Source organism: Stenotrophomonas sp. YJH_SMC_58, assembly GCF_059369635.1.
In genome coordinates this window covers 21,509-47,204 of the sequence record NZ_JCAFSW010000011.1, presented here as the reverse complement: position 1 = coordinate 47,204, position 25,696 = coordinate 21,509, and the positions used below count along the sequence as shown (strand labels likewise).

23 protein-coding genes are annotated in these 25,696 nt (G+C 66.9%); 16 read left to right on the top strand and 7 right to left on the bottom strand.

The annotated features are described in order from the left end of the window. Positions 1-30 precede the first annotated feature (30 nt). Positions 31-2,061: a M3 family metallopeptidase gene (locus tag AC5P68_RS14740; RefSeq protein WP_049454987.1), complete on the top strand. Its 2,031-nt coding sequence runs from the start codon at positions 31-33 to the stop codon at positions 2,059-2,061. 102 nt (positions 2,062-2,163) lie between these two features. Here AC5P68_RS14740 and AC5P68_RS14735 read toward each other — a convergent pair whose 3' ends face one another. From AC5P68_RS14735 to AC5P68_RS14725, 3 genes are all read right to left on the bottom strand, one after another. Then, the gene (locus AC5P68_RS14735) at positions 2,164-2,967 is read right to left on the bottom strand and encodes an SDR family oxidoreductase (RefSeq protein WP_049404085.1); all 804 of its coding nucleotides are present in this window, start codon (positions 2,965-2,967) and stop codon (positions 2,164-2,166) included. Next, positions 2,964-3,530, bottom strand: coding sequence for a DUF1415 domain-containing protein (locus AC5P68_RS14730; protein WP_049404125.1), 567 nt, complete (start codon positions 3,528-3,530; stop codon positions 2,964-2,966). The genes AC5P68_RS14735 and AC5P68_RS14730 overlap by 4 nt, the downstream gene beginning before the upstream one ends. A gap of 101 nt (positions 3,531-3,631) precedes the next feature. Beyond that, positions 3,632-4,114, bottom strand: a complete 483-nt coding sequence (locus tag AC5P68_RS14725) for a YajQ family cyclic di-GMP-binding protein (protein ID WP_005411107.1) — start codon at positions 4,112-4,114, stop codon at positions 3,632-3,634. A gap of 126 nt (positions 4,115-4,240) precedes the next feature. Between AC5P68_RS14725 and AC5P68_RS14720 the strand changes: the two genes are divergently transcribed. From AC5P68_RS14720 to AC5P68_RS14710, 3 genes are all read left to right on the top strand, one after another. Further along, a complete protein-coding gene (locus tag AC5P68_RS14720) occupies positions 4,241-5,137 on the top strand; it encodes a DMT family transporter (protein ID WP_049404084.1) in 897 nt (298 codons plus the stop codon). A 201-nt stretch (positions 5,138-5,338) separates the two neighbouring features. Further along, positions 5,339-6,346, top strand: a complete 1,008-nt coding sequence (locus AC5P68_RS14715; protein WP_005411105.1) for a methionine ABC transporter ATP-binding protein — start codon at positions 5,339-5,341, stop codon at positions 6,344-6,346. Next, positions 6,343-7,032 (top strand): methionine ABC transporter permease, encoded by a 690-nt coding sequence (locus AC5P68_RS14710; RefSeq protein WP_005411104.1) that lies wholly within the window; start codon positions 6,343-6,345, stop codon positions 7,030-7,032. Before AC5P68_RS14715 ends, AC5P68_RS14710 begins: the two co-directional genes overlap by 4 nt. 70 nt (positions 7,033-7,102) lie before the next feature. On the opposite strand, the gene AC5P68_RS14705 is transcribed toward AC5P68_RS14710, so the two are convergent. Then, positions 7,103-7,705, bottom strand: a complete 603-nt coding sequence (locus AC5P68_RS14705) for a lipocalin family protein (RefSeq protein WP_005411103.1) — start codon at positions 7,703-7,705, stop codon at positions 7,103-7,105. 128 nt (positions 7,706-7,833) lie between these two features. On the opposite strand from AC5P68_RS14705, the gene AC5P68_RS14700 reads away from it, so the two are divergent. Next, positions 7,834-8,157 carry a hypothetical protein gene (locus AC5P68_RS14700; protein ID WP_049404081.1) on the top strand — a complete coding sequence of 108 codons (324 nt, stop codon included), beginning with the start codon at positions 7,834-7,836 and terminating at the stop codon, positions 8,155-8,157. A 69-nt stretch (positions 8,158-8,226) separates the two neighbouring features. Next, complete coding sequence (locus AC5P68_RS14695) at positions 8,227-10,323, top strand: prolyl oligopeptidase family serine peptidase (RefSeq protein ID WP_049404079.1); 2,097 nt, start codon at positions 8,227-8,229, stop codon at positions 10,321-10,323. 123 nt (positions 10,324-10,446) lie between these two features. On the opposite strand, the gene AC5P68_RS14690 is transcribed toward AC5P68_RS14695, so the two are convergent. Further along, positions 10,447-11,646 carry a pyridoxal phosphate-dependent aminotransferase gene (locus AC5P68_RS14690; RefSeq protein ID WP_174842249.1) on the bottom strand — a complete coding sequence of 400 codons (1,200 nt, stop codon included), beginning with the start codon at positions 11,644-11,646 and terminating at the stop codon, positions 10,447-10,449. A 155-nt stretch (positions 11,647-11,801) separates the two neighbouring features. On the opposite strand from AC5P68_RS14690, the gene AC5P68_RS14685 reads away from it, so the two are divergent. The 8 genes from AC5P68_RS14685 to hslU all read left to right on the top strand — a co-directional run bounded on the left by AC5P68_RS14685 (position 11,802) and on the right by hslU (position 19,287). Then, positions 11,802-13,913 carry a S9 family peptidase gene (locus AC5P68_RS14685; protein ID WP_033834524.1) on the top strand — a complete coding sequence of 704 codons (2,112 nt, stop codon included), beginning with the start codon at positions 11,802-11,804 and terminating at the stop codon, positions 13,911-13,913. Between the two features lie 54 nt (positions 13,914-13,967). Next, positions 13,968-14,393 (top strand): YbaN family protein, encoded by a 426-nt coding sequence (locus tag AC5P68_RS14680; RefSeq protein ID WP_033834523.1) that lies wholly within the window; start codon positions 13,968-13,970, stop codon positions 14,391-14,393. A gap of 82 nt (positions 14,394-14,475) precedes the next feature. Beyond that, positions 14,476-14,748, top strand: coding sequence for an LPS translocon maturation chaperone LptM (lptM, locus tag AC5P68_RS14675; RefSeq protein WP_049404075.1), 273 nt, complete (start codon positions 14,476-14,478; stop codon positions 14,746-14,748). Further along, positions 14,741-15,592 carry a diaminopimelate epimerase gene (gene dapF / locus AC5P68_RS14670; protein WP_033834522.1) on the top strand — a complete coding sequence of 284 codons (852 nt, stop codon included), beginning with the start codon at positions 14,741-14,743 and terminating at the stop codon, positions 15,590-15,592. Before lptM ends, dapF begins: the two co-directional genes overlap by 8 nt. Then, complete coding sequence (locus AC5P68_RS14665; RefSeq protein WP_005411095.1) at positions 15,589-16,263, top strand: DUF484 family protein; 675 nt, start codon at positions 15,589-15,591, stop codon at positions 16,261-16,263. The genes dapF and AC5P68_RS14665 overlap by 4 nt, the downstream gene beginning before the upstream one ends. Before the next feature lie 13 nt (positions 16,264-16,276). Next, positions 16,277-17,173: a tyrosine recombinase XerC gene (xerC, locus tag AC5P68_RS14660; protein WP_005411094.1), complete on the top strand. Its 897-nt coding sequence runs from the start codon at positions 16,277-16,279 to the stop codon at positions 17,171-17,173. Positions 17,174-17,258: 85 nt separating this feature from the next. After that, on the top strand, positions 17,259-17,810 hold the full coding sequence (gene hslV / locus AC5P68_RS14655; protein WP_005411093.1) for an ATP-dependent protease subunit HslV: 552 nt from the start codon (positions 17,259-17,261) through the stop codon (positions 17,808-17,810). Between the two features lie 103 nt (positions 17,811-17,913). Further along, on the top strand, positions 17,914-19,287 hold the full coding sequence (gene hslU / locus AC5P68_RS14650; RefSeq protein WP_005414521.1) for an ATP-dependent protease ATPase subunit HslU: 1,374 nt from the start codon (positions 17,914-17,916) through the stop codon (positions 19,285-19,287). Positions 19,288-19,383: 96 nt separating this feature from the next. Here the strand turns inward: hslU and AC5P68_RS14645 are convergent, their stop codons facing one another. Together AC5P68_RS14645 and smeT are read right to left on the bottom strand one after the other, a co-directional pair. Further along, entirely contained in the window at positions 19,384-20,376 is a 993-nt protein-coding gene (locus AC5P68_RS14645; protein ID WP_033834532.1) for a Gfo/Idh/MocA family protein, read from the bottom strand. 45 nt (positions 20,377-20,421) lie between these two features. Further along, the gene (gene smeT, locus AC5P68_RS14640; RefSeq protein ID WP_049404073.1) at positions 20,422-21,081 is read right to left on the bottom strand and encodes an efflux transporter SmeDEF transcriptional repressor SmeT; all 660 of its coding nucleotides are present in this window, start codon (positions 21,079-21,081) and stop codon (positions 20,422-20,424) included. A gap of 226 nt (positions 21,082-21,307) precedes the next feature. Here smeT and smeD point away from each other — a divergent pair, with 226 nt between their 5' ends. Next, positions 21,308-22,492 carry a multidrug efflux RND transporter periplasmic adaptor subunit SmeD gene (smeD, locus tag AC5P68_RS14635; protein ID WP_111188523.1) on the top strand — a complete coding sequence of 395 codons (1,185 nt, stop codon included), beginning with the start codon at positions 21,308-21,310 and terminating at the stop codon, positions 22,490-22,492. A gap of 12 nt (positions 22,493-22,504) precedes the next feature. Continuing rightward, entirely contained in the window at positions 22,505-25,627 is a 3,123-nt protein-coding gene (smeE, locus tag AC5P68_RS14630) for a multidrug efflux RND transporter permease subunit SmeE (RefSeq protein ID WP_005411088.1), read from the top strand. Positions 25,628-25,696: the final 69 nt, after the last annotated feature.

Below are 25,696 nucleotides of genomic sequence, written 5' to 3'. Positions count from 1 at the left end.
CCTGCCGGGCCCGTACCCTGGAGATCTGCCGTGACCGTTGCCAACCCCCTGCTCGATTTTTCCGGCCTGCCGCGCTTCGAGGCCATCCGCCCCGAGCACGTGGCGCCGGCGCTGGACGTGCTGCTGGCCGAGGCCGAAGCCGCCGTCAGCGCCGCCGAGCAGGTGCAGCCGGTCACCTGGCAGACCTTCGTTGCCCCGCTGGATGACGCCACCGAGCGCCTGTGGCGCGCCTGGGGTCTGGTCGGCCACCTGCAGGGCGTGGTCAACACCCCGGAACTGCGTGAGGCCTACAACAGCAACCTGCCGCGGGTGACCCGCTTCGCCAGCGCGCTGGGCCAGAACCTGGCGTTGTACCGGCAGTACCAGACGCTGGCCGCCAGTGCCGAGGCGGCGCGCTTCGACGCGGCCCAGCGCAAGGTGCTGGACAACACCCTGCGCGATTTCCGCCTCGGTGGTGCCGAGCTGGCGCCGGAGGCGCAGCAGCGCTTCGCGGCGATCAAGGAAGAACTGTCGGCGCTGTCGGCGAAGTTCTCGCAGAACGTGCTCGACGCTACCGACGCCTGGTCGCTGATCATCGAGGACGAAGCGCGGCTGAAGGGCCTGCCGGAAGACGTGAAGGCCGCCGCGCGTGCCGCAGCACAGAAGGACGGCAAGGCCGGCTGGAAACTGACCCTGCAGATGCCGTGCTACCTGCCGGTGCAGACCTGGGGCGAGGACCGCGACCTGCGCGAGATCCTGTACCGCGCCAGCGCACAGCGTGCGTCCGAATTCGGCGATGAGTCGCTGGACAACAGCGGCAACATCGATCGGATCCTCGCCCTGCGCGCTGAACTGGCCGCGCTGCTCGGCTTCGATTCGTATGGCGATTATTCGGTAGCGACCAAGATGGCGCAGGACCCGGCCGAAGTGCTGGGTTTCCTGCGTGACCTGGCCGCGCGCGCCAAGCCGTTCGCGGCCAGGGACCGCGCCGACCTGGAGCAGTTCGCACGCGAGCAGCTGGGCATCGACAGCCTGCAGGCCTGGGACCTGGCGTTCGCCGCCGACCGCCTGAAGCAGGCCCGTTACAGCTATTCCGAACAGGAGGTGAAGCAGTACTTCACCGAACCGAAGGTGCTGGGCGGCCTGTTCTCGGTGATCGAGCAGCTGTACGGCCTGCGCGTGCAGGAGGACAGCGCACCGGTGTGGCATGACGACGTGCGCTTCTTCCGTCTGGTCGATGCGCAGGGCGCGCTGGTCGGCCAGTTCTATCTGGACCTGTATGCGCGCGAGGGCAAGCGTGGTGGCGCGTGGATGGACGATTGCCGCAACCGTCGCGTGCGCGCGGACGGCAGCGTACAGACGCCGCTGGTCTACCTGGTGTGCAACTTCGGCCGTGGTGCCAACGGCAAGCCGGCCACCTTCAGCCACAACGAAGTGACCACGCTGTTCCATGAGATGGGCCATGGCCTGCACCAGCTGCTGACCCGCATTGGTGAGCTGGGCGTGGCCGGCATCAATGGCGTGGAATGGGATGCAGTGGAACTGCCCAGCCAGTTCATGGAGAACTTCTGCTGGGAGTGGGAGCACCTGCAGGCCATGACCGCGCACGTGGACACGGGCGAACCGCTGCCGCGCGGGCTGTACGAGCGCATGCTGGCCGCGCGCAACTTCCACAGCGGCATGGCCACCGTGCGCCAGCTTGAGTTCGGCCTGTTCGACATGCTGTTGCACAGCCAGTTCGAACCGGCGCAGGACAGCGTGCTGGCGCTGCTCGATCGCGTGCGTGCGGAGGTGGCGGTAAACCATCCGCCGGCCTGGAACCGCTTCCCGCACCAGTTCAGCCACATCTTCGCGGGCGGTTACGCCGCCGGCTACTACAGCTACAAGTGGGCCGAAGTGCTCAGTGCCGACGCCTATGCGGCGTTCGAGGAAGCGCCGCAGGCACTGGCCGAGACCGGTGCACGCTTCCGCGATGAGATCCTGTCGCGCGGTGGCAGCCGCCCGGCGGCGGAGAACTTCAAGGCCTTCCGTGGGCGCGCGCCGCAGATCGACGCGCTGCTGCGCCACTCGGGCATGGCGTAAGGTGTTTGGTAGGTGCCAACCCTGGTTGGCACTTCACCGCCATCCACGCATGGTGTGGATCCACCGGAATGCCGGCCAGCGGCCGGCACCACCGAAGACCGGTCATTCGGCGTAGATCATCTTCCGGGTCATGCCGCCGTCGACGATGAAGTCCTGGCCGGTGCTGAAACCGGACAGCGACGACAGCAGGTACACCGCCAGTGCACCGATATCTTCAGGGCGGCCGACCCGGCCGACCGGATGCTGTGCGTGGTCGATGGCCGAGTACTCTGGTTCATGGCGCCGTGAGGGTGCCTGCCACGCAGTGGTACCGACCCAGCCGGGGCTGATGCTGTTCACCCGCACCGCCGGGCCGGCGCTGATCGCCAGCGCATGGGTGAAGGCCACCAGGCCACCCTTGGCCGCCGCATAGGCCTCGCTGTGCGCTTCGGATTGCCAGGCGCGGGTGGAGGCGATGTTGATGATCGCGCCCGCAGCACTGTCCGTCAGCGCCGGCAGCGCGTGCTTGCTGCACAGGAAGGCGCCATGCAGCGACGACAGCCGGCGTTGCCATTCGTGCCAGTCCATGTCCTGCAGCCGCGTGCCGTGCGGCCCGGCGATGCCGGCATTGTTGACCAGCCCGTCGATGTGTCCGAAACGCTGCAGCGCCTCGGCGATGAAGTCGCGCACGCTGGCTTCGTCGGTGATGTCCAAACGCTGGAACGCGGCATCCTCACCGCGCTGCCATTCGTCAAGGCAGGCCTGGCCGGCCTCCCTGTCCAGGTCGCCGATCAGCACGCGACCGCCGGCACCGAGCGCGGCCTGGGCAATACCGCGACCGATGCCGTTGGCGCCGCCGGTGACCAGCACCACCTTGCCCGACAGTGGCGCGGCCGGCCATGCGGCAATCGGCGGCACCGTGCTCACGTCAGGTCTTCGCCGCGCAGGCAACGATGCCAGCCGTCCACGCCGATGCGGTCCAGGGTCTGGATGTTGCGCTCGACAATCACGTCCGGGTCCGGATACACATCCACCGCACGCGCCACGCTGTCTTCGCGCAGCAGGTGCAGGGTGGGGAAGGGCGCGCGGTTGGTGTAGTTGCTGGCGTCGTCGGCGGCCACGCCCTCGAACTGGTAATCCGGATGGAAGCTGGCCACCTGCAGGATCCCCTGCAGGTCCAGTGCCTCGATCGCCGCATCGGCGTTGTCGAGGAAGTCGTTGTAGTCGAGGAAATCGGTCAGCACCTGCGGGTGCACGATCAGCGTCGTGTCGATCTGCTCGGCCGGCGTGTCGCGCAGCAGCACCAGCTCCTCGGCCAGCTGTTCAACCAGCGCTTCTGTCGTGGTCGCATCGCTGAGCACGATGCGGACCTGGTCCTTCACGTATACCGCCTTGGCGAACGGGCACAGGTTCAGGCCGATGACGATGCGCTCCAGCCACAGGCGGGTCGCGGCGATCGGGTCATCGATGGGCAGGTCGGAATCGGTCATGGCAGGCACGTCGGCTGGCGGGGCCGACATTGTAGGCGCGTCGCTGGCAACGCGCCGTCGTACCTGCGGCTGGCAGCGCCGGGGGATTCCCGGCAGGTGGCTCAGTCGCGGAAATTGTTGAACTGCAGCGGCAGCTCGAACTTGCCGGCCTTGAGCACGGCGATGGCGTCCTGCAGGTCATCGCGCTTCTTGCCCTGCACGCGCAGCTTGTCGCCGTTGATCTGGCTTTCCACCTTCAGCTTGGCGTCCTTCAGGGCCGCCGCGATCTTCTTGGCGATCTTCTGCTCGATGCCCTGCTTGACGGTGATCTTCTGCCGGGCCTGGGCCAGGTTGGTCTCGATGTCGCCGAACTCCAGGCTGAGCACGTCGATGCCGCGCGCGGCCAGGCGAGCACGCAGGATGTCGTTCATCTGCTTGAGCTGGAATTCGGTCGGCGCGAACTGATTGATGACATCGCCGTCGCGCTCGAACTTTGCGTCCACGCCCTTGAAGTCGAAGCGGGTGGCCAGTTCGCGGTTGGCCTGGTCGATGGCGTTGGTCAGCTCGTGGGTGTCGACTTCGGACACGACGTCGAAGGAAGGCATGGGCGGTGCTCCGCAGGTTTCAGTGGCGATCATTCTATCGTGCCGGCCCGCGTGCCCGCTTTCTGTGGAGCCCAGCCCATGCTCGGCGGCCGCCCTACAATCCGGTGCGGTCGGCGATAATGGGCCATGAACGTGCAACGCTCCCCTTCGCGTGCGGTGGCCTGGATGGTCGCTGCGGTCGCCTGTTTCTCGCTGATGGACGCTGGCATGAAGCAGCTGTCGGCCAGCTATCCCACCCTGGAAGTGACTTTCCTGCGTGGTGCGGCCTCGTTGCCGTTCGTGCTGGTGTGGGTGCTGGTCAGTGCCGGCCCACGTTCGCTGGTGCCGCGGCGCTGGGGCCTGCACCTGCTGCGCGGCGCGTTGGGCATGGCGATGATCGGCTGCTTCGTGTTCGCCCTGCGCGACCTGCCGCTGTCCACCGCCTACACCATCTACTTCGTTGCCCCGCTGCTGATCGCCGCGCTGTCGGTGCCGTTGCTGGCCGAGCGGGTCGGGCCGCGGCGCTGGGTCGCCATCGGCATTGGCCTGGTGGGCGTGCTGGTGGTGCTGCGGCCGGGCGTGGATGGCTTCATTTCGGTGCCCGGCCTGATGGTGCTGGCGGCGGCAACGGCCTATGCCGTGGCGGCGATCACGGTCAGCCTGCTGACCCGCACCGATACCTCGCAGTCGATGGTGGTCTGGTTCCTGGTGATCATGGCCATCGGCGCCGGCCTGCTCGCCATTCCCGGCTGGGTACCGCTGCAGCTGGCACACGCGCCTTTGATTGCTGGCATGGGCCTGGCCGGGGCGCTGGGCCAGATTGCCCTGACCAAGGCCTTCCAGCTGGGCGAGGCCTCGATGATCGCGCCGCTGGAGTACAGCGGCCTGGTCTGGGTGATCGGCTGGGATCTGGCCTTCTGGGGCCAGCTGCCGGACGGCTATACCTGGGTGGGAGCGGCGATCATCGTCGCCTCGGGGCTGTACCTGCTGCATCGCGAGCGGGTAAACCGGCAGGAACCGCCGAAGCCGCTGGATCATCCCTGAGCCCGGGGGTAGTGCCGGCCGCTGGCCGGCAACCCCTTGCGCCGGAGGGACCGCTGCAGGTGCCGGCCAGCGGCCGGCACTACCGGGGACAGTTTCTTAGAACCAAAAGGAATAACATTCTGGGCCATGGCGCGGGCGCGCGACCGCCTGCGCTGGTAGGCTGCACGCCCCCTTCCGTCACCCAGCCGGTGAGCCACGCCCGTGATCGAGTTCCAGCGCCTGCACAAATCCTATGCCGTTGCCGGCCGCGAAGTCAGCGCGCTGCAACCGTTGGACCTGACCATCGAGGCCGGTGAGGTGTTCGGCATCATCGGTCATTCCGGCGCCGGCAAGTCGACACTGATCCGCATGATCAACCGCCTGGAAGAGCCCAGTGGTGGCCGGCTGCTGATCGGCGGTGAGGATGTCACCGCGCTGGACGCGGACGGCCTGCGCGCGCTGCGCCGGCGCATCGGCATGATCTTCCAGCACTTCAACCTGCTGTCCTCGCGCACGGTGGCCGGCAATGTCGCCTTCCCGCTGGAACTGGCCGGCACGCCGAAGACGGAGATCGACGCGCGCGTGGCCGAGCTGCTGCAGACCGTGGGCCTCGAAGCGCATGCGCAGAAGTATCCGGCGCAGCTGTCCGGTGGCCAGAAACAGCGCGTCGGCATCGCCCGCGCGCTGGCGACCCGTCCGCAGATCCTGCTGTGCGACGAGGCCACCAGTGCGCTCGATCCGCAGACCACCGCTTCGGTGCTGTCGCTGCTGTCGAAGATCAATCGCGAGCTGGGCCTGACCATCGTGCTGATCACCCATGAGATGGACGTGATCCGCCGTGTCTGCGACCGCGTTGCGGTGCTCGATGCCGGCCAGATGGTCGAAACCGGTCCGGTCACCCGGGTGTTCCTGCACCCGCAGCACCCGACCACGCGCCGTTTCGTCAGCGAATCGGAGCATGTGGACGAGGGCACGCTGCACCGCGATTTCGATGCCGTCGGTGGCCGTATCGTGCGCCTGACCTTCCTCGGTGGCGACACCTATGAACCCCTGCTCGGCCGCGTCGCGCGCGAGACCGGGGTCGACTACAACATCCTGTCCGGTCGCATCGACCGGATCAAGGACACCCCGTATGGCCAGCTGGTGGTCGCCCTGGTGGGCGGCGACCAGTCCGCCGCGCAGGCCGCATTCGTGGCCGCCGGCGTGCATGTTGAGGAGCTGCGTCGATGATCATCGCTACTGCCGGCGGATTCTTCCGCCACCTGGACGCGGGCAAGTGGGCCGACATCGGCCAGGCCACCATCGACACCCTGCTGATGCTGCTCGGTTCGCTGCCGCTGACCCTGGCCATCGGCCTGCCCCTGGGCGTGCTGCTGTACCTGTTCGGTGCACCGCAGATGAAGCGCCGGCCATTTGCGTACGGCGTGCTGGCGCTGGTGGTGAACCTGCTGCGTTCAGTGCCCTTCATCATCCTGATGATCGTGCTGATCCCGGTTACCCTGTTCCTGATGGGGACGTCGCTGGGTGTACGCGGTGCGATCGTGCCGCTGGTCATCGGTGCCGCGCCGTTCTACGCGCGCCTGGTCGAGACCGCACTGCGCGAAGTGGACCGTGGCGTGATCGAAGCGACCCAGGCGATGGGAGCCACCACCTGGCAGCTGGTCACCCGCGTGCTGCTGCCGGAAGCGCGCCCGGGCCTGATCGCTGGCGCAACGGTCACCACCGTCGCGCTGATCGGCTTCACCGCGATGGGCGGTGCGATCGGCTCCGGTGGCCTTGGCGACCTGGCCTTCCGCGACGGCTACCAGCGCTCGCACACCGACGTGGCGCTGGTCACCGTGGTCCTGCTGCTGATCCTGGTGCAGCTGCTGCAGATGCTCGGCGACCGCCTGGTCGCGCATTACAGCCGCAGATAACAGAATGCCGGGCGGCGCCCGGCATCTTGTTCGGGTAGTGCCGGCCGCTGGCCGGCAATCCCACGTGCGGTCAACGCACGTTCGGTACTTCGTAACCCAGCTTCCCGACCTGCTCCGGGTGCTGCGGCACGCGCTTGAGCTTGTCGGTGTTCACCCCGTACTCGTCACGCAGGCGCTCGGCCAGCTCCTTGTACAGGGCTTTGTCCATGTCTGGCGTACGCGAGAAGATCCAGGCCATCTCGCGGCCCGGGTAACCGATCAGTGCCCACGAGTAATCCGGTGCCACTTCCAGCACCCGCGAATGGGTAGGCACGACGCGGTAGAACCAGGTGCGCCAGCCGTGGTTGCCGCTGTCCGGGTCGACGCTGGCGCGGGCACGCACTTCCTGCAGCGGTTCGCCGAAGCCATCACGGTAGCGGTAGGTGATGCCGACCTTGTGCTCGTCGCGCAGTTCGTAGTCGTTGACGCTGGCCACATGGCCACGTTCGATGAAGTTCGGCACGCGGCCGATCACGTACCAGGTGCCCATGAAGCGCTTCAGGTCGATCGGCGCATCCGGGTCGGTCGCGCGCGGGGTGCTGGCGCGGGGCGATGGCGGCTCACTGGCGGCCACGGCGGGGCCCGCCAGGGACAGGGCCAACAGCATGGCGCAGAGCGGGCGGATCGAAGTCATGCGGGAGCGGGCTCAGAAGGGCTTTGCCTGAGCATGGTCGACTGAGCGTGCGCGATCCGTCAATGGTGTCGCAACCTGTGAGAAGGGCCTTGCCCAAGCTGTGTTGCATTGTCCACCGGAGAAGCCCCATGAACGCACGTTCCGTCCGCCGCCCTGCAACTGAACGCGTCATCATTGAACGCGCCGATCCGCGCCTGCTGCGCAGCGTGCGGCAGGTGGCCCTGGCCGGCCTGGCGCTGGTACTGGTCTGGCCAGCCGCGCGCGGCAGCAACGCCTGGCTGGGCTGGCTGCCGATGTGGCTGGTGGGCATGCCGCTGGTGGCCTGGTGGGCGCTGCTGCGCTTCCCTGTGCCGCGCCTGTCGTGGCTGCGGCTGGCCCGTCGCACCGGTGGACAGGCACATCGTCGCACCGCCGGGACGCCCCGCCGTCGCCGCGCTACGGCCACGGCCTGACCTTCGACACGGGGGCGGCTGCAGCGATCCATGCTAGCGTTCCACGGCTTATGACTGCCTGGAGCTGCAATGTCTCGACTCGCTTCCGCCTGCCTGCTGGCTGGCATGATGACCGCTGCCTCGGTGGGGACCGCCGTGGCTGCTGAAGACACCGATCGCTACGCCTGGCTGGAGGACGTCACCGGCGACAAGCCGCTGTCCTGGGTCAAGGAACAGAACGCCAAGTCCGAGGCGCGCCTGGCGCAGACCCTGGCCTTCAAGCAGATGGAGACCAGCATCCGCGAGGTGCTCGACTCCGATGCCAAGATTCCCGCCGTGCAGAAGATCGGTGACTACTATTACAACTTCTGGAAGGACCAGCAGCACGAGCGTGGCCTGTGGCGCCGCACCACGCTGGCCGAGTACCGCAAGGCCTCGCCGCAGTGGGAGACCGTGCTTGACCTCGATGCCCTGAACAAGGCCGAGGGCGAGAACTGGGTCTGGCACGGCGCCGACTGCCTGCGCCCGGATTACAGCCGCTGCCTGATCGCGCTGTCGCGCGGTGGTGCCGACGCCGACGTGACCCGCGAGTTCGACCTGGCCAACAAGACCTGGATCAAGGACGGCTTCTTCCGTCCGGAGTCGAAGGGCGGCCTGAACTGGATCGATCGCGACACCGTATTCGTCTACACCGACTTCGGTGCCGGCTCGATGACCACCTCCGGCTACCCGCGCGTGGCCAAGCTGTGGAAGCGTGGTACGCCGATGGCCTCCGCCAGCGTGGTGTATGAAGGCAAGCCGGAAGACATGTACATCGCGGCGATGCACGATGACACCCCGGGCTTCGAGCGCAACCTGGTCAGCCGCACGCTGGCGTTCTACAACAACGAGATCTACCTGCGTGGCGACGATGGCACGCTGACCAAGATCGATGCGCCGAACTCGGCTGAGAAGGGCCTGCACAAGCAGTGGCTGACCCTGGAGCTGCGTGATCCGTGGACCGTGGGTGGCAAGACCTATGCGTCCGGTTCGCTGCTGGCGACCAGGCTGGATGACTTCCTGGCCGGCAAGCGTGAGTTCGACGTGCTGTTCACCCCGACCGCGACCACCTCGCTGGCCAGCGCCACCTGGACCAAGAGCCACCTGGTGCTGAACGTGCTGGACGACGTCAAGAACCGCCTGTCGGTGCTGACCCCGGGCGCCAATGGCTGGCAGACCAGTCGCTTCGTCGGCGCGCCGGCCTTCGGCACGCTGGGCGTGGCTGCTGTCGACAGCAACGACAGCGACGCGGTGTGGCTGACCGCCACCGACTACCTGACCCCGACCACCCTGGCGCTGGCCGAGATCGGGCAGGCCCCGGAAACGCTGAAGACCATGCCGGCCTTCTTCGATGCCAAGGGCAAGGTGATCGAGCAGCACTTCGCCACCAGCAAGGACGGCACCCGCGTGCCGTACTTCGTGGTGCACGACAAGGCGATGAAGCTGGACGGTTCCAACCCGACCCTGCTGTACGGTTACGGTGGTTTCGAGATCTCGCTGACCCCGGGCTACTCCGGTGGCATGGGCCGCGCCTGGCTGGAAAAGGGCGGCGTGTACGTGGTTGCCAACATCCGTGGCGGCGGCGAATACGGCCCGCGCTGGCACCAGGCGGCGCTGAAGCAGAACCGCCACAAGGCCTATGAAGACATGGCCGCGGTGGCACGCGATCTGGTCAAGCGCAAGATCACCAGCGCCAGTCACCTGGGCGTGCAGGGCGGCAGCAACGGTGGCCTGCTGACCGGCAACATGCTGACCCAGTACCCGGAACTGTTCGGTGCGGTGGTGGTGCAGGTGCCGCTGCTGGACATGAAGCGCTACAGCCATCTGCTGGCCGGCGCCTCGTGGATGGCCGAATATGGCAACCCGGATACCAGCGACTGGGCGTTCATCAAGACCTTCTCGCCGTACCACCTGTTCGACGCGAAGAAGAAGTACCCGCCGGTGCTGTTCACCACCTCCACCCGCGATGACCGCGTGCACCCGGGCCACGCCCGCAAGATGGCGGCGAAGATGATCGACGCCGGCAAGGACGTGACCTACTACGAGAACATCGAAGGTGGCCACGGCGGTGCAGCCAACAACGCGCAGGCCGCACACATGTCGGCGCTGGCCTACAGCTTCCTGTGGGAGCGGTTGGGCGGTAAGTAAGCAGATAGGCAGAACGGAAAACGCCGCCCCCCGGGGCGGCGTTTTTCTTTATCCGGTAGTGCCGGCCGCTGGCCGGCAACCGCATCATTCACGCATTCCCGGGTTGCCGGCCAGCGGCCGGCACTACCGCCAACGTGATCCCTGCCAGCGCTGCAACCCACGCGCGATCCGTGCCACCGCCTCCTGCAACCGCGGCACTTCCTGGGTATAGGCCAGGCGCACGTGCTGGTTGGCGCGATGGAAGCCGAAATCCAGCCCGGGCGTGAATGCCACGTGCTCGGTTTCCAGGAAGTGGGCGCAGAACGCCTGTGCGTCATCGGTGAATGCGCTGACATCGGCGTACAGGTAGAACGCACCCTGCGGCTCGACTTCGATGCGGAAGCCCAGCTCGCGCAGCGCGGGCAGCAGGAAGTCGCGGCGCTGGCGGAACGCTTCGCGACGCTGTTCGAAGATCGACATCGCTTCGTCGCTGAAACACGCCAGTGCGGCATGCTGGGCGATGCTCGACGCGCTGATGTACAGGTTCTGCGCGAGTTTCTCCAGGTCCGGCACGGCTGCTGGCGGTGCCACCAGCCAGCCCAGCCGCCAACCGGTCATGCCGAAGTATTTGGAAAAGCTGTTCAGCACGAATGCGCTGTCATCCACCTGCAGCACGCTGGGTGCATCCAGGCCATAGGTGAGGCCGTGGTAGATCTCGTCCACCACCAGGTGACCACCGCGCGCGTGCAGGGTCTTCGACAGGGCGGCCAGTTCGTCGGCGGAGAGCACGGTGCCGGTCGGGTTGGCCGGTGAGGCAACCAGCGCGCCGACGCTGTCGGCATTCCAATGCTGTTCCACCAGCGACGGTGTGAGTTGGTAGGCAGTGTCCGGGCCGACCGGCACCAGCTGTGCGCCGCCTTCAACGAGGCGCAGGAAGTGGCGGTTGCACGGATAACCAGGGTCGGCCAGTAGCCAGTGGCGGCCGGGATCGACCAGCAGGCTGCTGGCCAGCAGCAGCGCACCGGAGCCGCCGGGGGTGACCAGGATGCGTTCGGGGTCGATGTCCAGCCCGTAGTGGCTGCGATAGAAGCCGCTGATCGCCTGGCGCAGGGCGGGCAGGCCACGTGCGGCGGTGTAGCGGGTATGGCCGGCGGCCAATGCGGCCTGGCCGGCACGCACGATCGGTTCGGCGGTGGTGAAGTCCGGTTCGCCGATTTCCAGGTGGATCACGTCGTGGCCGGCCTGTTCCAGCGCTTGCGCGCGGGCCAGCAGGGACATCACGTGGAACGGAGCGATTTCATGGCTGCGCCGGCTGTAGCCCGGCGTATGGGGCAGGGTACTCATGCAGCCCATGGTACGCCGCGCACCGGGGTCACGCGCTCTGGCAGTGCCGGCAGGCATGGCCACCATGACGTTCCGCAGGGTTGCCCACCGTCCTTCCGCAACCCAGACTCGGGCGCAAGGACGCCATTGCATTGCCCCTCAAGGAGCCCTATCTCATGAAATCCACCCTCTGCCTGTTGCTTGCCAGCCTGATGACCACCACTGCCACCGCCGCCACTCCGCCCGTTCCGCCGGATGCCGCCAAACATCCGCATGTGGTCAAGGCGCCGTTCGGCGCGACCCGCAACGATGACTATTACTGGCTGCGCGACGACAAGCGCGGGAACAAGGACATGCTGGCCTACCTGCAGGCCGAGAATGCCTATGCCGACCAGCTGCTGGCGCCGCTGAAGCCGCTGGAAGACACCCTTTACAAGGAGATCGTCGGCCGCATCAAGCAGGACGATTCCAGCGTGCCGGCGCGCGAGCGTGGCTACTGGTACTACAGCCGCTTCGAGACCGGCCAGGACTACCCGATCCATGCGCGCCGCAAGGGCAGCATGGAGGCCGCCGAGGAAATCCTGCTGGACGTCAACGCGATGGCTGCCGGCAAGGGCTATTTCAGCGTCGGCTCGATGGTAGTCAGCCAGGACAACCAGCTGCTGGCCTGGGCCGATGATGATGTCGGCCGCCGCCAGTACACCATCCGCTTCAAGGACCTGGCCACCGGCAAGGTGCTGCCCGATGTGATCACCGGCAGCTCGGGCGACCTGGTCTGGGCCGACGACAACCGCACCGTGCTGTATGTCGAGAACGATCCGGAAACGCTGCTGACCGTGCGCGTGAAGAAGCACGTGCTGGGCACCCCGGCCAGCGCCGACACCGTCGTCTACGAAGAGAAGGACGACAGCTTCTACATGGGCATCGGCCGCACCCGCGACGATCGCTTCATCACCATCGGCGTGCACAGCACCGTGTCCTCGGAAGAGCGTTACGCGCCGGCCAGCGACCCGACCCACTTCACCGTGCTGGCGCCGCGCCAGCGCGATGTCGAGTACGACGCCGACCACTACGATGGCCGCTGGGTGATCCGTACCAATGACGGTGCCAAGAACTTCAAGCTGGTCACCGCACCGACCGATGCGACCTCGCGTGCGCAGTGGAAGGACTGGATCGCGCACGACGATGCGGTGTTCATCGAAGGCTTCGAACTGTTCGATGGCTACACCGCCATCGCCGAACGCTCCGAGGGCCTGGAACGCATCCGCCTGCTGTTCAAGGATGGCCGCAGCGACTACGTGAAGGCCGACGAGCCGGCGTACTCGATGGGCCTGGGCGACAACACCGAGGCCGATACGCCCTGGTTGCGCTACGTCTACACCTCGATGACCACCCCCACCACCGTGTTCGAACTGAACACCGCCACCGGTGAGCGCCGCCAGCTGAAGGTGCAGCCGGTGATCGGCTATGACGCGTCGAAGTACGAAACCGACCGCGTCTGGATCACCGCACGCGATGGCGTGAAGGTGCCGGTGTCGCTGGTCTACCGCAAGGGCTACCAGAAGGATGGCAAGGGCGCGTTGTTCCAGTACGCGTATGGCAGCTACGGCATGTCGATGGATCCGTATTTCAACCAGACCGCGGTGAGCCTGCTCGACCGCGGCGTGGTGTATGCCATCGCCCACATCCGCGGTGGCCAGGAAATGGGCCGCGACTGGTACGAGAACGGCAAGCTGCTGCACAAGCAGAACACCTTCAACGACTTCATCGACGTCACCCGTGGCCTGGTGGCGCAGGGCTGGGCGGCGAAGGATCGCGTGGCGGCATCCGGCGGCAGTGCCGGTGGCCTGCTGATGGGCGCGGTGGCCAACCAGGCGCCGCAGGACTACCGCGTGATGGTGGCCCAGGTGCCGTTCGTCGATGTGGTGACCACCATGCTCGACCCGACCATTCCGTTGACCACCAACGAGTACGACGAGTGGGGCAACCCGGAGCAGAAGCAGTTCTACGACTACATGCTGTCCTACTCGCCCTACGACAACGTGAAGCAGCAGGCGTACCCGGCGCTGTTCGTGGGCACCGGCCTGTGGGATTCGCAGGTGCAGTACTGGGAACCGGCCAAGTGGGTGGCCAAGCTGCGTGACGACAACACCGGCCACTACCCGATCCTGTTCCGCACCAACATGGAAGCCGGCCACGGCGGCAAGTCGGGGCGCTTCCAGCGCTATCGCGAGCTGTCCGAGTCGTACGCGTTCGTACTGCAGCAGCTGGGCATCGCCCAGCCGTGATCGCGACAGGGTGCCGGGCACTGCCTGGCACCCTGAACCGGTATCCTTGCGGCCATGAGCGCGCCAGATCCTTCCGTCCCTCGCGGTGCCACCACGCCACCGCGCGTGGTGCGTTTCCGCTGGGCGTGGTGGCTGCTGGCCTATGTCAGCCTCGGCACCGGCATCGTCGGCATCTTCGTGCCGGGCCTGCCGACCACCGTATTCATCCTGATTTCGGCCTGGGCCGCCTCGCGTGGCTCCGAGCGCCTGCACAACTGGCTGCTGCAGCATCCACGCTTCGGCCCGGCCATCGCCAACTGGCAGGCACACGGGGCGGTCAGCCGCTACGGCAAGTGGATGGCCACGATCACCATGGCGGTATGCGCCGGCATCATGCTCTGGTGCGTGCCGATTGCCTGGGTGAAGTGGTTCTCGATCGGCAGCATGACCGTGGTGGCGATCTGGCTGTGGACCCGGCCACTGCCGCCCCCCGCGGATTGAGCACCTGCGGTAGTGCCGGCCGCTGGCCGGCAACCCGATCCCCTGCACCAACCGCTCAGCCGCCAATGGCTATACTCGGGGCATGAAGATCCCCCATCGAAACGCCATCCTGATTCCGCTGGCAGCGGCTTCGCTGCTGTTCCTCGCCGCCTGCGGCAACAAGGGCCCGCTGGTACTGCCGCAGAAGCCGGTGCCGGTGGAAGAAACCGTCGAACCTGTTGCCGAGCCCGCTACCGAAGCGACCCCGGCGCAGACCGAAGGCAGCGGCCCCCCGGCCACGACCGTGGAGCCGGCTGCACCGACCACGCAACCGGCGCCTGCGCCTGCGAAGAAGGTGGGCGGCGGGAATGAGTAAGGCCGGTTCCAAGGCCCTGCGCTTCAGCAAGATGCATGGCGCGGGCAATGATTTCGTAGTGATCGACCTGCGTGACGGCACCGCGCCGCCCACGCCTGAACTGGCCGCGCAGCTGGCCGACCGCCACACCGGCGTCGGCTGCGATCAGATCCTGACCATCGAAGCGCCGCGCGCGGAAGGCTCGGTGGCGTCGTACCGCATCTGGAATGCCGACGGCTCCAATTCCGAACAGTGCGGCAATGGTGCGCGCTGCATCGCCGCCTGGCTGGTGCGCGAAGGCAGTGCGCAGGGCGACCGCTTCGTCATCGACAGCCCGCTGGCCAGCCATGAGGTGGAAGTGCTGGGCGATGGCCAGTTCGCGGTGACCATGGGCGTGCCGGCGTTCGAGCCGGCCAACGTGCCGCTGGTGGGTTTCGCCCACGCGCGCGAGGAATACCTGCTGCCGCTGCAGGGCGAAAGCGTGCGTTTCGCTGCGGTGTCGATGGGCAACCCGCATGCAGTGATCGAAGTGGGCCTGATCGATGCTGCACCGGTCGAGCGCGTCGGTGCGCTGCTGCAGCAGCATGCCTCGTTCCCGCGCTCGGTGAACGTGGGCTTCGCCCAGGTGATGGGCCCGGCGCATGCACGCCTGCGTGTGAATGAACGCGGCGTCGGCGAAACCCTGGCCTGCGGCAGTGGCGCCTGCGCCGCTGCGGTGACCCTGATGCAGCGCGGCCGCCTGCAGCGTGATGCACGCATCAGCCTGCCCGGCGGTGACCTGCGCATCCAGTGGCCGGGCGATGGCCAGCCTGTGGTGATGGCCGGCCCGACCGCATTCGTCTTCGAAGGGGAGTGGATGGCATGACCGAAACCGTCGACAAGCTCGGGGCCCACGAGGTCGCTGCCTGGTTGCGGCGACATCCCGGCTTCCTCAAGCAGTTCCCGGACCTGGCCCTGACCCTGGTGGTGCCGCGTGACGACGGCCCGACCGCGTCGCTGGCCAGCTACCAGCTGGAAGTGCTGCGCGAGAAGAACCGCGAGCTGGCACGACGGTTGGCCGACCTGGGCGCGACTGCCCAGGTCAACGAACGCCTGGCGGTGCGCACGCACCAGCTGACCCTGGCGTTGATGAAGCAGGACAACGCCGCCGACACCCTGCGTGCGATGGCGGCCTCGCTGCAGGAAGATTTCGCCGGCGACCTGGTGCGATTGGTGGTGCACACACCGGTGGCCGGGCTGGAACAGGCCGACTGGTTGCAGGTGATCGCCGCCGATGATCCGCAGCTCGGCCCGTTCCGCGACTGCCTGAAGGACGGCGAGCCGATCTGCGGCCGCCTGCAGCCGGAAAAGAATGCCGTGCTGTATGGCGTGCGCAGCGAGGAAGTGCAGACCACCGCGCTGCTGCCGTTGCCGGGCGTGGGCCTGATTGCGGTGGGCAGCCACGATCCGAACCGTTTCTATCCGGGCATGGGCACGCTGTTCCTGCGCATGATGGGCGACGCCCTGGTCGCCGGCCTGAAGCGCTTCCCGGGCTGAGCAGGACACGACGATGAGCGCGGTACAGGCCTTCCTGCAGCATCTGCAGGTGGAGCGGCGGATGTCGGCGCATACGCTCGATGCCTACCGCCGTGACCTGGACGCGCTGTCGGTCTGGGCCGAGCCGCGCGGTGTTGCAGTGGAGGCACTCGATGCCGACGCGCTGCGCCAGTTCGTCGCCGATGAGCACCGCCGTGGCCTGTCGGCCAAGAGCCTGCAGCGCCGCTTGTCCGCCTGCCGCAGCTTCTATGCCTGGCTGCTCAAGCACGGCCGCATCGAGGTCAGTCCTGCAGCAACGCTGAAGGCGCCGCGCGCGCCGCGCCGGTTGCCACAGGTCCTCGACGCCGATGAGGCCGTGCAGCTGGTCGAGCTGGAGCCGGAAGGTGAACTCGGCCGCCGTGACCGCGCGCTGCTGGAACTTTTTTATTCTTCCGGCCTGCGCCTGAGCGAAGTCTGCGCGCTGACCTGGCGCGATCTGGATTTCGACAGCGGGCTGGTCAACGTGCTGGGCAAGGGCAATCGGCAGCGCCGCGTGCCGTTCGGCCGGCCGGCGCGCGAAGCGCTGCAGGCGTGGCGCGCCGAAAGTGGCGGTGGTCCGGCCTCGCCGGTATTTCCCGGCCGCAACGGACCGATCAGCCAACGCGCGGTGCAGATCCGCATCCGCCAGCTGGCGCAGCGCCAGGGCCTGTTCAAGCACGTGCACCCGCACATGCTGCGGCACAGTTTCGCCAGCCATATCCTGGAATCATCCGGTGATCTGCGCGGCGTGCAGGAGCTGCTGGGCCATGCCGACATCGCCACCACCCAGATCTACACCCACCTGGATTTCCAGCACCTGGCCAAGGTCTACGACGCGGCGCATCCGCGCGCGAAGCGTCGAAGCAGCAGCGAGGGCAGCGGAGAAAGCTGAACGTTGCCCGTGCGGCAGCCGGTCGCGGGTGGCTTGAAGGGCGCAGGGCAGTCCCCACCTCTGGTTCTGTCACCCCGGAGGCATCATGGACCCCAGTCAGAACCCCAACGTTTTCCACGCCACCACCATCGTCTGCGTCCGTCGCGGCGAGCACGTGGCCATTGCCGGCGACGGCCAGGTCACGCTGGGCCACACCGTGATGAAGGGCAATGCGCGCAAGGTGCGCCGCCTCGGTCGTGATGGCCAGGTGCTGGCCGGCTTTGCCGGTGCCGCCGCCGATGCCTTCACCCTGTTCGAGCTGTTCGAGGCCAAGCTGGAAAAGCACGGCCAGTTGCAGCGTGCTGCGGTCGAACTGGCCAAGGATTGGCGCACCGAGCGCCGCCTCGGAAAGCTTGAAGCCCTGTTGGCCGTGGCCGACAAGGAAACCTCGCTGATCATCAGCGGCACCGGCGATGTGATCGAACCGGAGGACGGCATCATCGCCATCGGCTCGGGTGGTTCCTATGCGCTGTCGGCTGCACGCGCGTTGATGGCACACACCGAACTGGATGCGCGCACCATCGCCAGCGAAGCGATCGGCATTGCCGGCGATATCTGCATCTACACCAACCGCAACGTGGTGGTCGAGGAACTCTGAGGGTCGCGCCGGCTGCTGGCCGGCAACCTCATGATCCCCCACACGCGTGCCTGGTTGCCGGCCAGCGGCCGGCGCGACCGACAACGAATTCGTGAGCACATCCATGTCGAAGATCGAAGTTTCCTCCGCCACCATGACCCCGCGCGAGATCGTGCAGGAACTGGACCGGCATATCGTGGGCCAGCACGACGCCAAGCGCGCCGTGGCCATCGCCCTGCGCAACCGCTGGCGCCGCATGCAGCTGGTGCCTGAGCTGCGCAATGAAGTGATGCCGAAGAACATCCTGATGATCGGCCCGACCGGCGTCGGCAAGACCGAGATCGCGCGTCGCCTGGCCACGCTGGCCAACGCGCCGTTCGTGAAGGTCGAAGCCACCCGCTTCACCGAAGTCGGATACGTCGGCAAGGACGTCGAGCAGATCATCCGCGACCTCGCCGATACGGCAGTGAAGCTGTACCGCGAACAGGCCAAGGTGCGCGTGCGTACCCAGGCCGAGGAACGCGCCGAAGACCGCATCCTCGATGCGCTGCTGCCGCGCCGCAGCGGTGGCATCGGCTTCGATCCGGAAGTCGCCCGCAACGAACCGTCGGCGCAGGACAACGAGACCCGCATCAAGTTCCGCAAGATGCTGCGCAACGGTGAGCTGGACGAGCGCGAGATCGAACTCGACCTGGCCGCCAATGTCAGCATGGACATCATGACCCCGCCGGGCATGGAGGAAATGGGCCAGCAGCTGAAGTCGATGTTCGCCAACCTTGGCGGCGGCGCGAAGGCGCACAAGCGCACGCTGACCATCAAGGCCGCGCGACCGCTGCTGATCGAGGAAGAGGCCGGCAAGCTGGTCAATGAGGACGATATCCGCACTGCGGCGATCGAGGCCTGCGAGCAGCACGGCATCGTCTTCATCGACGAGATCGACAAGGTCGCCAAGCGTGGCGATAACGTGGGCGGCGGCGATGTCTCCCGCGAAGGCGTGCAGCGCGACCTGCTGCCGCTGGTGGAAGGCTCCAACGTGTCCACCAAGTACGGCACGATCAAGACCGACCACATCCTGTTCATTGCATCCGGTGCGTTCCACCTGGCCAAGCCCAGCGATCTGATTCCGGAGCTGCAGGGTCGCTTCCCGATCCGCGTTGAACTGGGTGCGCTGAGCAAGGGTGATTTCGTGCGCATCCTGACCGAGCCGAAGGCCGCGCTGACCAAGCAGTACGAGGCGCTGCTGGCTACCGAGGGCGTCAAGGTCAGCTTCACCGCCGACGCCATCGAGCGCCTGGCCGAAATCGCCTTCCAGGTGAACGAGCGCCAGGAGAACATCGGTGCCCGTCGCCTGCATACGGTGCTGGAGCGCCTGCTGGATTCGCTCAGCTACGAGGCACCGGACCGCGATGGCGAAAGCCTGGCGATCGACAGCGCCTACGTCGACAAGCACCTGGGTGAGCTGGTGCAGGACCCGGACCTGAGCCGCTACATCCTGTAATGCCTGTAGGGGTCGGATCCCTCGCCCCAGCGAGGGCTCTGACCCCGCCCGCTGCAACAGAAAAGGCCGCCGCAGGGCGGCCATTTTCTTGTGCGGTCAGCGCGACTGCCGGGTGCGGTAGTCCCGCAGCACCTGGTCGATCACCGCACTGGTGCGGGCGGCGCTGATGCCGGTCGAGGGCGAACGGCCGTTGCCGCGCAGCTCGTCCACGAGGGAGGCGATCAATGGCTGCTGGACCGATGGCGGGTTCGGGACGTCGAATGCCTGCATGCCCGCTTCGGTCTCCAGAACCACTGGAACGTCCTCGAAGGTGGCAAAGCGCAGCTGCCCGCGGTCGCCGGTGATCTCGACCTCATCCTGGCGGCGGAACGCGCAGAAGCTCCATTGCGCGATGCCGTGCGCCCCGCTGCCGGTACGGAAGCACATCGAGACACTGTCCTCGGCGGCGTAGGCGCCGGTCAGCGAACTGGCCAGGCCACGCACGTCGCTCAGCGGCCCCAGCAGATGGTCGAGCAGGTCCAGGGTATGCGAGCCCAGATCGACGAACAGCCCGCCGCCGGCGATCGACGGATTGGTCCGCCAGAAGTCGGGCGATGCGGCATTCGCCGAATGCGGCCGATGCAGGGTGGCGCGCACGCTGCGCGGCGTTCCGATCGCGCCGTTGTCCAGCAGCTGCTTCACCTGTGCGAAGCGGGGCAGGGCACGGCGGTAGTAGGCCACGAAAACGGGCACGCCGCTGCGGGCGCTGGCCGCGATGATGCGCTGGCACTCGTCGTGGTCCATGGCCATCGGCTTTTCGATGTAGACCGGCTTGCCCGCGGCGATCGCCTGCAGCGCGTATTGCATGTGCGTCGAGGGCGGCGTTGCGACGTACACCGCGTTCACTTCCGGATCGGCGATGAGTGCGTCGGCGTCCGCGTACCAGCGCGGAATCGCGTGGCGCCGCGCATAATCCTCGGCCAATCCCGCATTGCGGCGCATGACCGCTGCCACCCGTGAGCCGGGTGTGCTGGCCAGGGCGGGGCCGCTCTTCTTCTCGGTGACGCTGCCACAGCCGATGAAGCCCCACACCACGTTGTCCAGGATCACGGGGCTGTCCTCAGATGGGCGCGGCGGTGGCGGCAGCAGCGCCACTCACGCTTCGGGCAGCGGCTCGGGCACAGTGCCCGGCACGAACACGCCGTCCTTCACGTAGGCGGCCAGGGTCATGTCCAGTGCGAGCATGCCGTCGCGCTTGAGGTCCATCAGGTCCGGTTCGACCATCGCCCCGTGCAGCACGCCCAGCACGGTTGCATGCAGCATGCGCGCGGCGATCTTGGGGTCGGCGCCTTCGCGCAGCTGGCCCAGATCGCGGGCGCGGCGCAGGGCACGCTCCATCCGGTCCAGCGCATCGCGGAATCCGGCCTGCTGCATTTCGGTCAGCACCCTGGTGTCGGCCGAGGCATCGCTGCGCAGCATGATCTCCATGGTCTTGCGCAGGCGCTCGTCTTCGGACAGCTCGATGAAGGACTGGATCATCACCGCGCGCAGGTCGTGCACGGGGGTGTCGCGCTGGTCGGTCGAGGTGCGCTCCAGTTCCTGCATGAAGGGCAGGTGCACCCGTTCGACGATCGCGGCCAGCACCTCGCTCTTGTTCTTGAAGTGCCAGTAGACCGCGCCACGGGTATAGCCGGCGCGGGCGCCGATCATCTCCAGCGTGGTACGGGCCACGCCGTGTTCATGGAAGCAGGCTTCGGCGGCGTCAAGGATGCCTTCCCGGGTTGCCTGGGTGTCCTCTTTGGTCTTGCGGGCCATGGGTAGGTACGAGTGCGGGTGAAACGTGGCTGAATTGTACCGGTTTACAAACAAACAAGCATGTATGTATATTTCGCTCCCATCATTCCCGTCGTGTGCGTGGCAGGCCGGTCCGGCTCCCGCTCCACCCGGGTGGGCGCTGTTCTCACGGTCTTCACCTTTACCGGTCGAAGGGTCCGCCGTATCAGCGCCGGCTGAGATCCTTTCCTTCAAGAGCCTTTCCGTCATGTTGCTGAGCCGAATCCGACCCTTTGCACTGTCGCTGGCCATCGCCGCAGCCGTGGCTGCCTGCGGCGGCCAACCCCAGGCCCCCGAGCAGGGCCCGGGTGACGTCACCGTGGTCACGCTGAAGTCCGAGACCGTGGGCCTGACCCGCGAACTGCCGGGCCGTACCAACGCCTTCCTGGTCGCCGAAGTGCGCCCGCAGGTAAACGGCATCGTTGCCAAGCGCCTGTTCACCGAAGGCGGCATGGTCAAGGCCGGCGAGCCGCTCTACCAGATCGAGGACGCCAGCTACCGCGCCCAGGCCAACAGCGCCCGCGCCCAGCTGGCCCGCGCCGAAGCCACGGCCAACGCCGCGCGCCTGAGCGCCAAGCGCATCACCGAGCTGGCCAAGGTCGACGCGGTCAGCCAGCAGGACCTGGAAAACGCCGTGGCCGCGCAGAAGCAGGCCGAGGCCGATGTCGGTGCCGCCAGGGCCTCGCTGGACGCGGCCAACGTCACCCTCGGCTATGCCCGCATCACCGCGCCGATCAGCGGCCGCATCGGCAAGTCCAGCGTTACCCAGGGTGCGCTGGTCAGCGCCGGCCAGGCCAATGCACTGGCCACCGTGCAGCAGCTGGACCCGATCTACGTCGACCTGACCCAGTCCTCGGCCGAGCTGCTGCAGCTGCGCCGCGAACTGGCTGCCGGCCGCCTGCAGGACAACCAGACGCTGCCGGTCAGCATCCTGATGGAAGACGGCAGCACCTTCGAGCACAAGGGCACGCTGGAGTTCTCTGAAGTGAGCGTCGATCCAGCCACCGGCAGCTTCGGCCTGCGCGTGAAGGTGGACAACCCGGACGGCCTGCTGATGCCGGGCACCTACGTGCGCGCGGTGATCGGCGGCGGCGTGCGCAGCGATGCGGTGCTGGTACCGATGCAGGGCATCGCCCGCGATCCGAAGGGCGACACGACCGCGATGGTGGTCGGCAAGGACAACAAGGTCGAAGTGCGCCCGGTCAAGGTCAGCCGCACGCTCGGCGACAAGTGGCTGGTCGAGGACGGCCTGAAGGCCGGCGACAAGGTCATCGTCGAAGGCCTGCAGAAGATCGGCCCCGGCATGCCGGTCAAGGCCACCGAGAAGGGCGCTGCTCCGGCCAAGCCGGCAGCGGCCGCCCAGCCTGCCGCCCCGGCCGGCGACGCGAAGTAAGCGGAGAACCCCATGGCACGCTTTTTCATCGATCGACCCATCTTCGCGTGGGTGATCGCCATCATCATCATGCTCGCCGGCGGCCTGGCCCTGTTCAAGCTGCCGGTCTCGATGTACCCCAACGTCGCACCGCCGGCGGTGGAAATCAGCGCCACCTACCCGGGTGCATCGGCCAAGGTGGTCGAGGACTCGGTGACGCAGATCATCGAGCAGAACATGAAGGGCCTTGATGGCCTGATCTACTTCTCCTCCAACAGCTCGTCCAACGGCCAGGCCACCATCACCCTGACCTTCGAGAGCGGCACCAACCCGGACATCGCCCAGGTGCAGGTGCAGAACAAGCTGCAGCTGGCCATGCCGCTGCTGCCGCAGGAAGTGCAGCGGCAGGGCATCAACGTGGCCAAGTCCAGCTCGGGCTTCCTGAACGTCATCGCGTTCGTGTCCGAGAACGGCAGCATGGACGCCAACGACATCGCCGACTACGTCGGTTCCAATGTCGTCGATCGCCTGAGCCGCGTGCCGGGCGTGGGCAACATCCAGGTGTTCGGTGGCAAGTACGCCATGCGCATCTGGCTGGATCCGAACAAGCTGCATACCTATGGCCTGTCGGTTGCGGAAGTGACCGCAGCGATCAAGGCACAGAACGCGCAGGTGGCCATCGGCCAGCTTGGCGGTGCACCGTCGATCAAGGGCCAGCAGCTCAACGCCACCATCAACGCGCAGTCGCGCCTGCAGACCCCGGAACAGTTCCGCAACATCATCGTGCGCGGTGCGCAGGACGGTGCCGAGCTGCGCCTGGGGGATGTCGCCCGCGTCGAGCTGGGTGCCGAGTCCTACGACTTCGTCACCCGCTACAACGGCCAGCCGGCCAGCGGCCTGGCGGTGACCCTGGCCACCGGCGCCAACGCGCTCGATACCGCCGCTGGTGTGAATGCCGCGCTGGAAGACATGAAGAGCTTCTTCCCGGCCGGGCTGAAGGCGGAGGTCCCGTACGACACCACCCCGTTCGTGCGCGTGTCGATCAAGGGCGTGGTGCAGACCCTGATCGAAGCGATCGTGCTGGTGTTCGTGGTGATGTACCTGTTCCTGCAGAACTTCCGCGCCACCCTGATCCCGACCATCGCCGTGCCGGTGGTGCTGCTGGGTACCTTCGGCGTGCTGGCCATGCTCGGCTTCTCGGTGAACATGCTGACCATGTTCGCGATGGTGCTTGCGATCGGCCTGCTGGTGGACGATGCCATCGTGGTGGTGGAGAACGTCGAGCGCATCATGTCCGAGGAAGGACTGTCGCCGCTCGAGGCGACCCGCAAGTCGATGGGCCAGATCACCGGCGCGCTGGTGGGCATCGGCCTGGTGTTGTCGGCGGTGTTCGTGCCGATGGCCTTCATGAGTGGCTCCACCGGCGTGATCTACCGCCAGTTCTCGGCCACGATCGTCTCGGCGATGGCATTGTCGGTGCTGGTCGCGATCGTGCTGACCCCGGCGCTGTGCGCGACCATGCTCAAGCCGCTGAAGAAGGGTGAGCACCACGTCGCCCACCGCGGCCTGGCCGGTCGCTTCTTCAATGGCTTCAACCGTGGATTCGACCGCACCAGCGAAAGCTACCAGCGTGGCGTGCGCGGCATCATCCATCGCCCGTGGCGCTTCATGGGCATCGTGGCGGCGCTGTTCGTGCTGATGGGCGTGTTGTTCGTGCGCCTGCCCAGCTCATTCCTGCCCAACGAAGACCAGGGCGTGTTGATGGCGCTGGTGCAGGCCCCGGTGGGTGCCACCCAGGAACGTACGCTGGAGTCGATCGCGGCACTGGAAAACCACTTCCTGCAGAACGAGAAGGATGCGGTGGACTCGGTGTTCTCGGTGCAGGGCTTCAGCTTCGCCGGCATGGGCCAGAACGCCGGCATGGCATTCGTCAAGCTGAAGGACTGGAGCGAGCGTGACGCCAACAATGGCGTGATGCCGATCACCGGACGCGCGATGGCGGCCCTGGGCCAGATCAAGGATGCCTTCATCTTCGCCTTCCCGCCGCCGGCCATCCCGGAACTGGGCACCGCCTCGGGCTATACCTTCTTCCTGAAGGACAACAGCGGCCAGGGCCACGAGGCACTGGTGGCCGCGCGCAACCAGCTGCTCGGCCTCGCCGCCGGTAGCAAGAAGCTGGCCAACGTGCGCCCGAACGGCCAGGAGGACACGCCGCAGTTCCGTATCGACATCGACGCGGCCAAGGCGACCTCGCTGGGGCTGTCGATCGACCAGATCAACGGCACGCTGGCCGCCGCGTGGGGCAGCTCATACATCGACGACTTCGTCGATCGTGGCCGCGTCAAGCGTGTGTTCGTGCAGGCCGACCAGCCGTTCCGCATGGTGCCGGAGGACTTCGATCTCTGGTCCGTGAAGAACGACAAGGGTGAAATGGTGCCGTTCAGTGCCTTCGCTACCAAGCACTGGGATTACGGTTCGCCGCGCCTGGAACGCTACAACGGTGTGTCGGCCATGGAAATCCAGGGCGAACCGGCCCCGGGTGTCGCCTCCGGTGATGCCATGGCCGAGATCGAACAGCTGGCCAAGCAGCTGCCGGCGGGCTTCGGCATCGAATGGACGGCGATGTCGTACCAGGAGCGCCAGGCTGGCTCGCAGACGCCACTGCTGTACACGCTCTCGCTGATGATCGTATTCCTGTGTCTGGCCGCGATGTACGAAAGCTGGAGCGTGCCGACCGCAGTGCTGCTGGCGGCCCCGCTGGGCATCCTCGGCGCGGTGCTGGCCAATACCTTCAAGGGCCTGGAACGCGATATCTACTTCCAGGTGGCGATGCTGACCACGGTGGGCCTGACCAGCAAGAACGCGATCCTGATCGTGGAGTTCGCCAAGGAGAACCTGGAGAAGGGCGCAGGCCTGATCGAATCGATCATGCATGCCGTGCGCGACCGCCTGCGCCCGATCGTGATGACCTCGCTGGCCTTCGGCATGGGCGTGGTACCGCTGGCGATCTCCACCGGTGCCGGTTCCGGCGCCAAGCAGGCGATCGGCACCGGCGTGCTCGGCGGCATGATCGTCGGCACCGTGCTCGGCGTGTTCTTCGTGCCGCTGTTCTTCGTGGTGGTGCAGCGCGTGTTCAAGCGCAAATCCACGACGTGACCTGAAACGGTCATGCCGGCCTCAGGCTGGCGTTGTCGAAACGGTAGTGCCGGCCGCTGGCCGGCATGA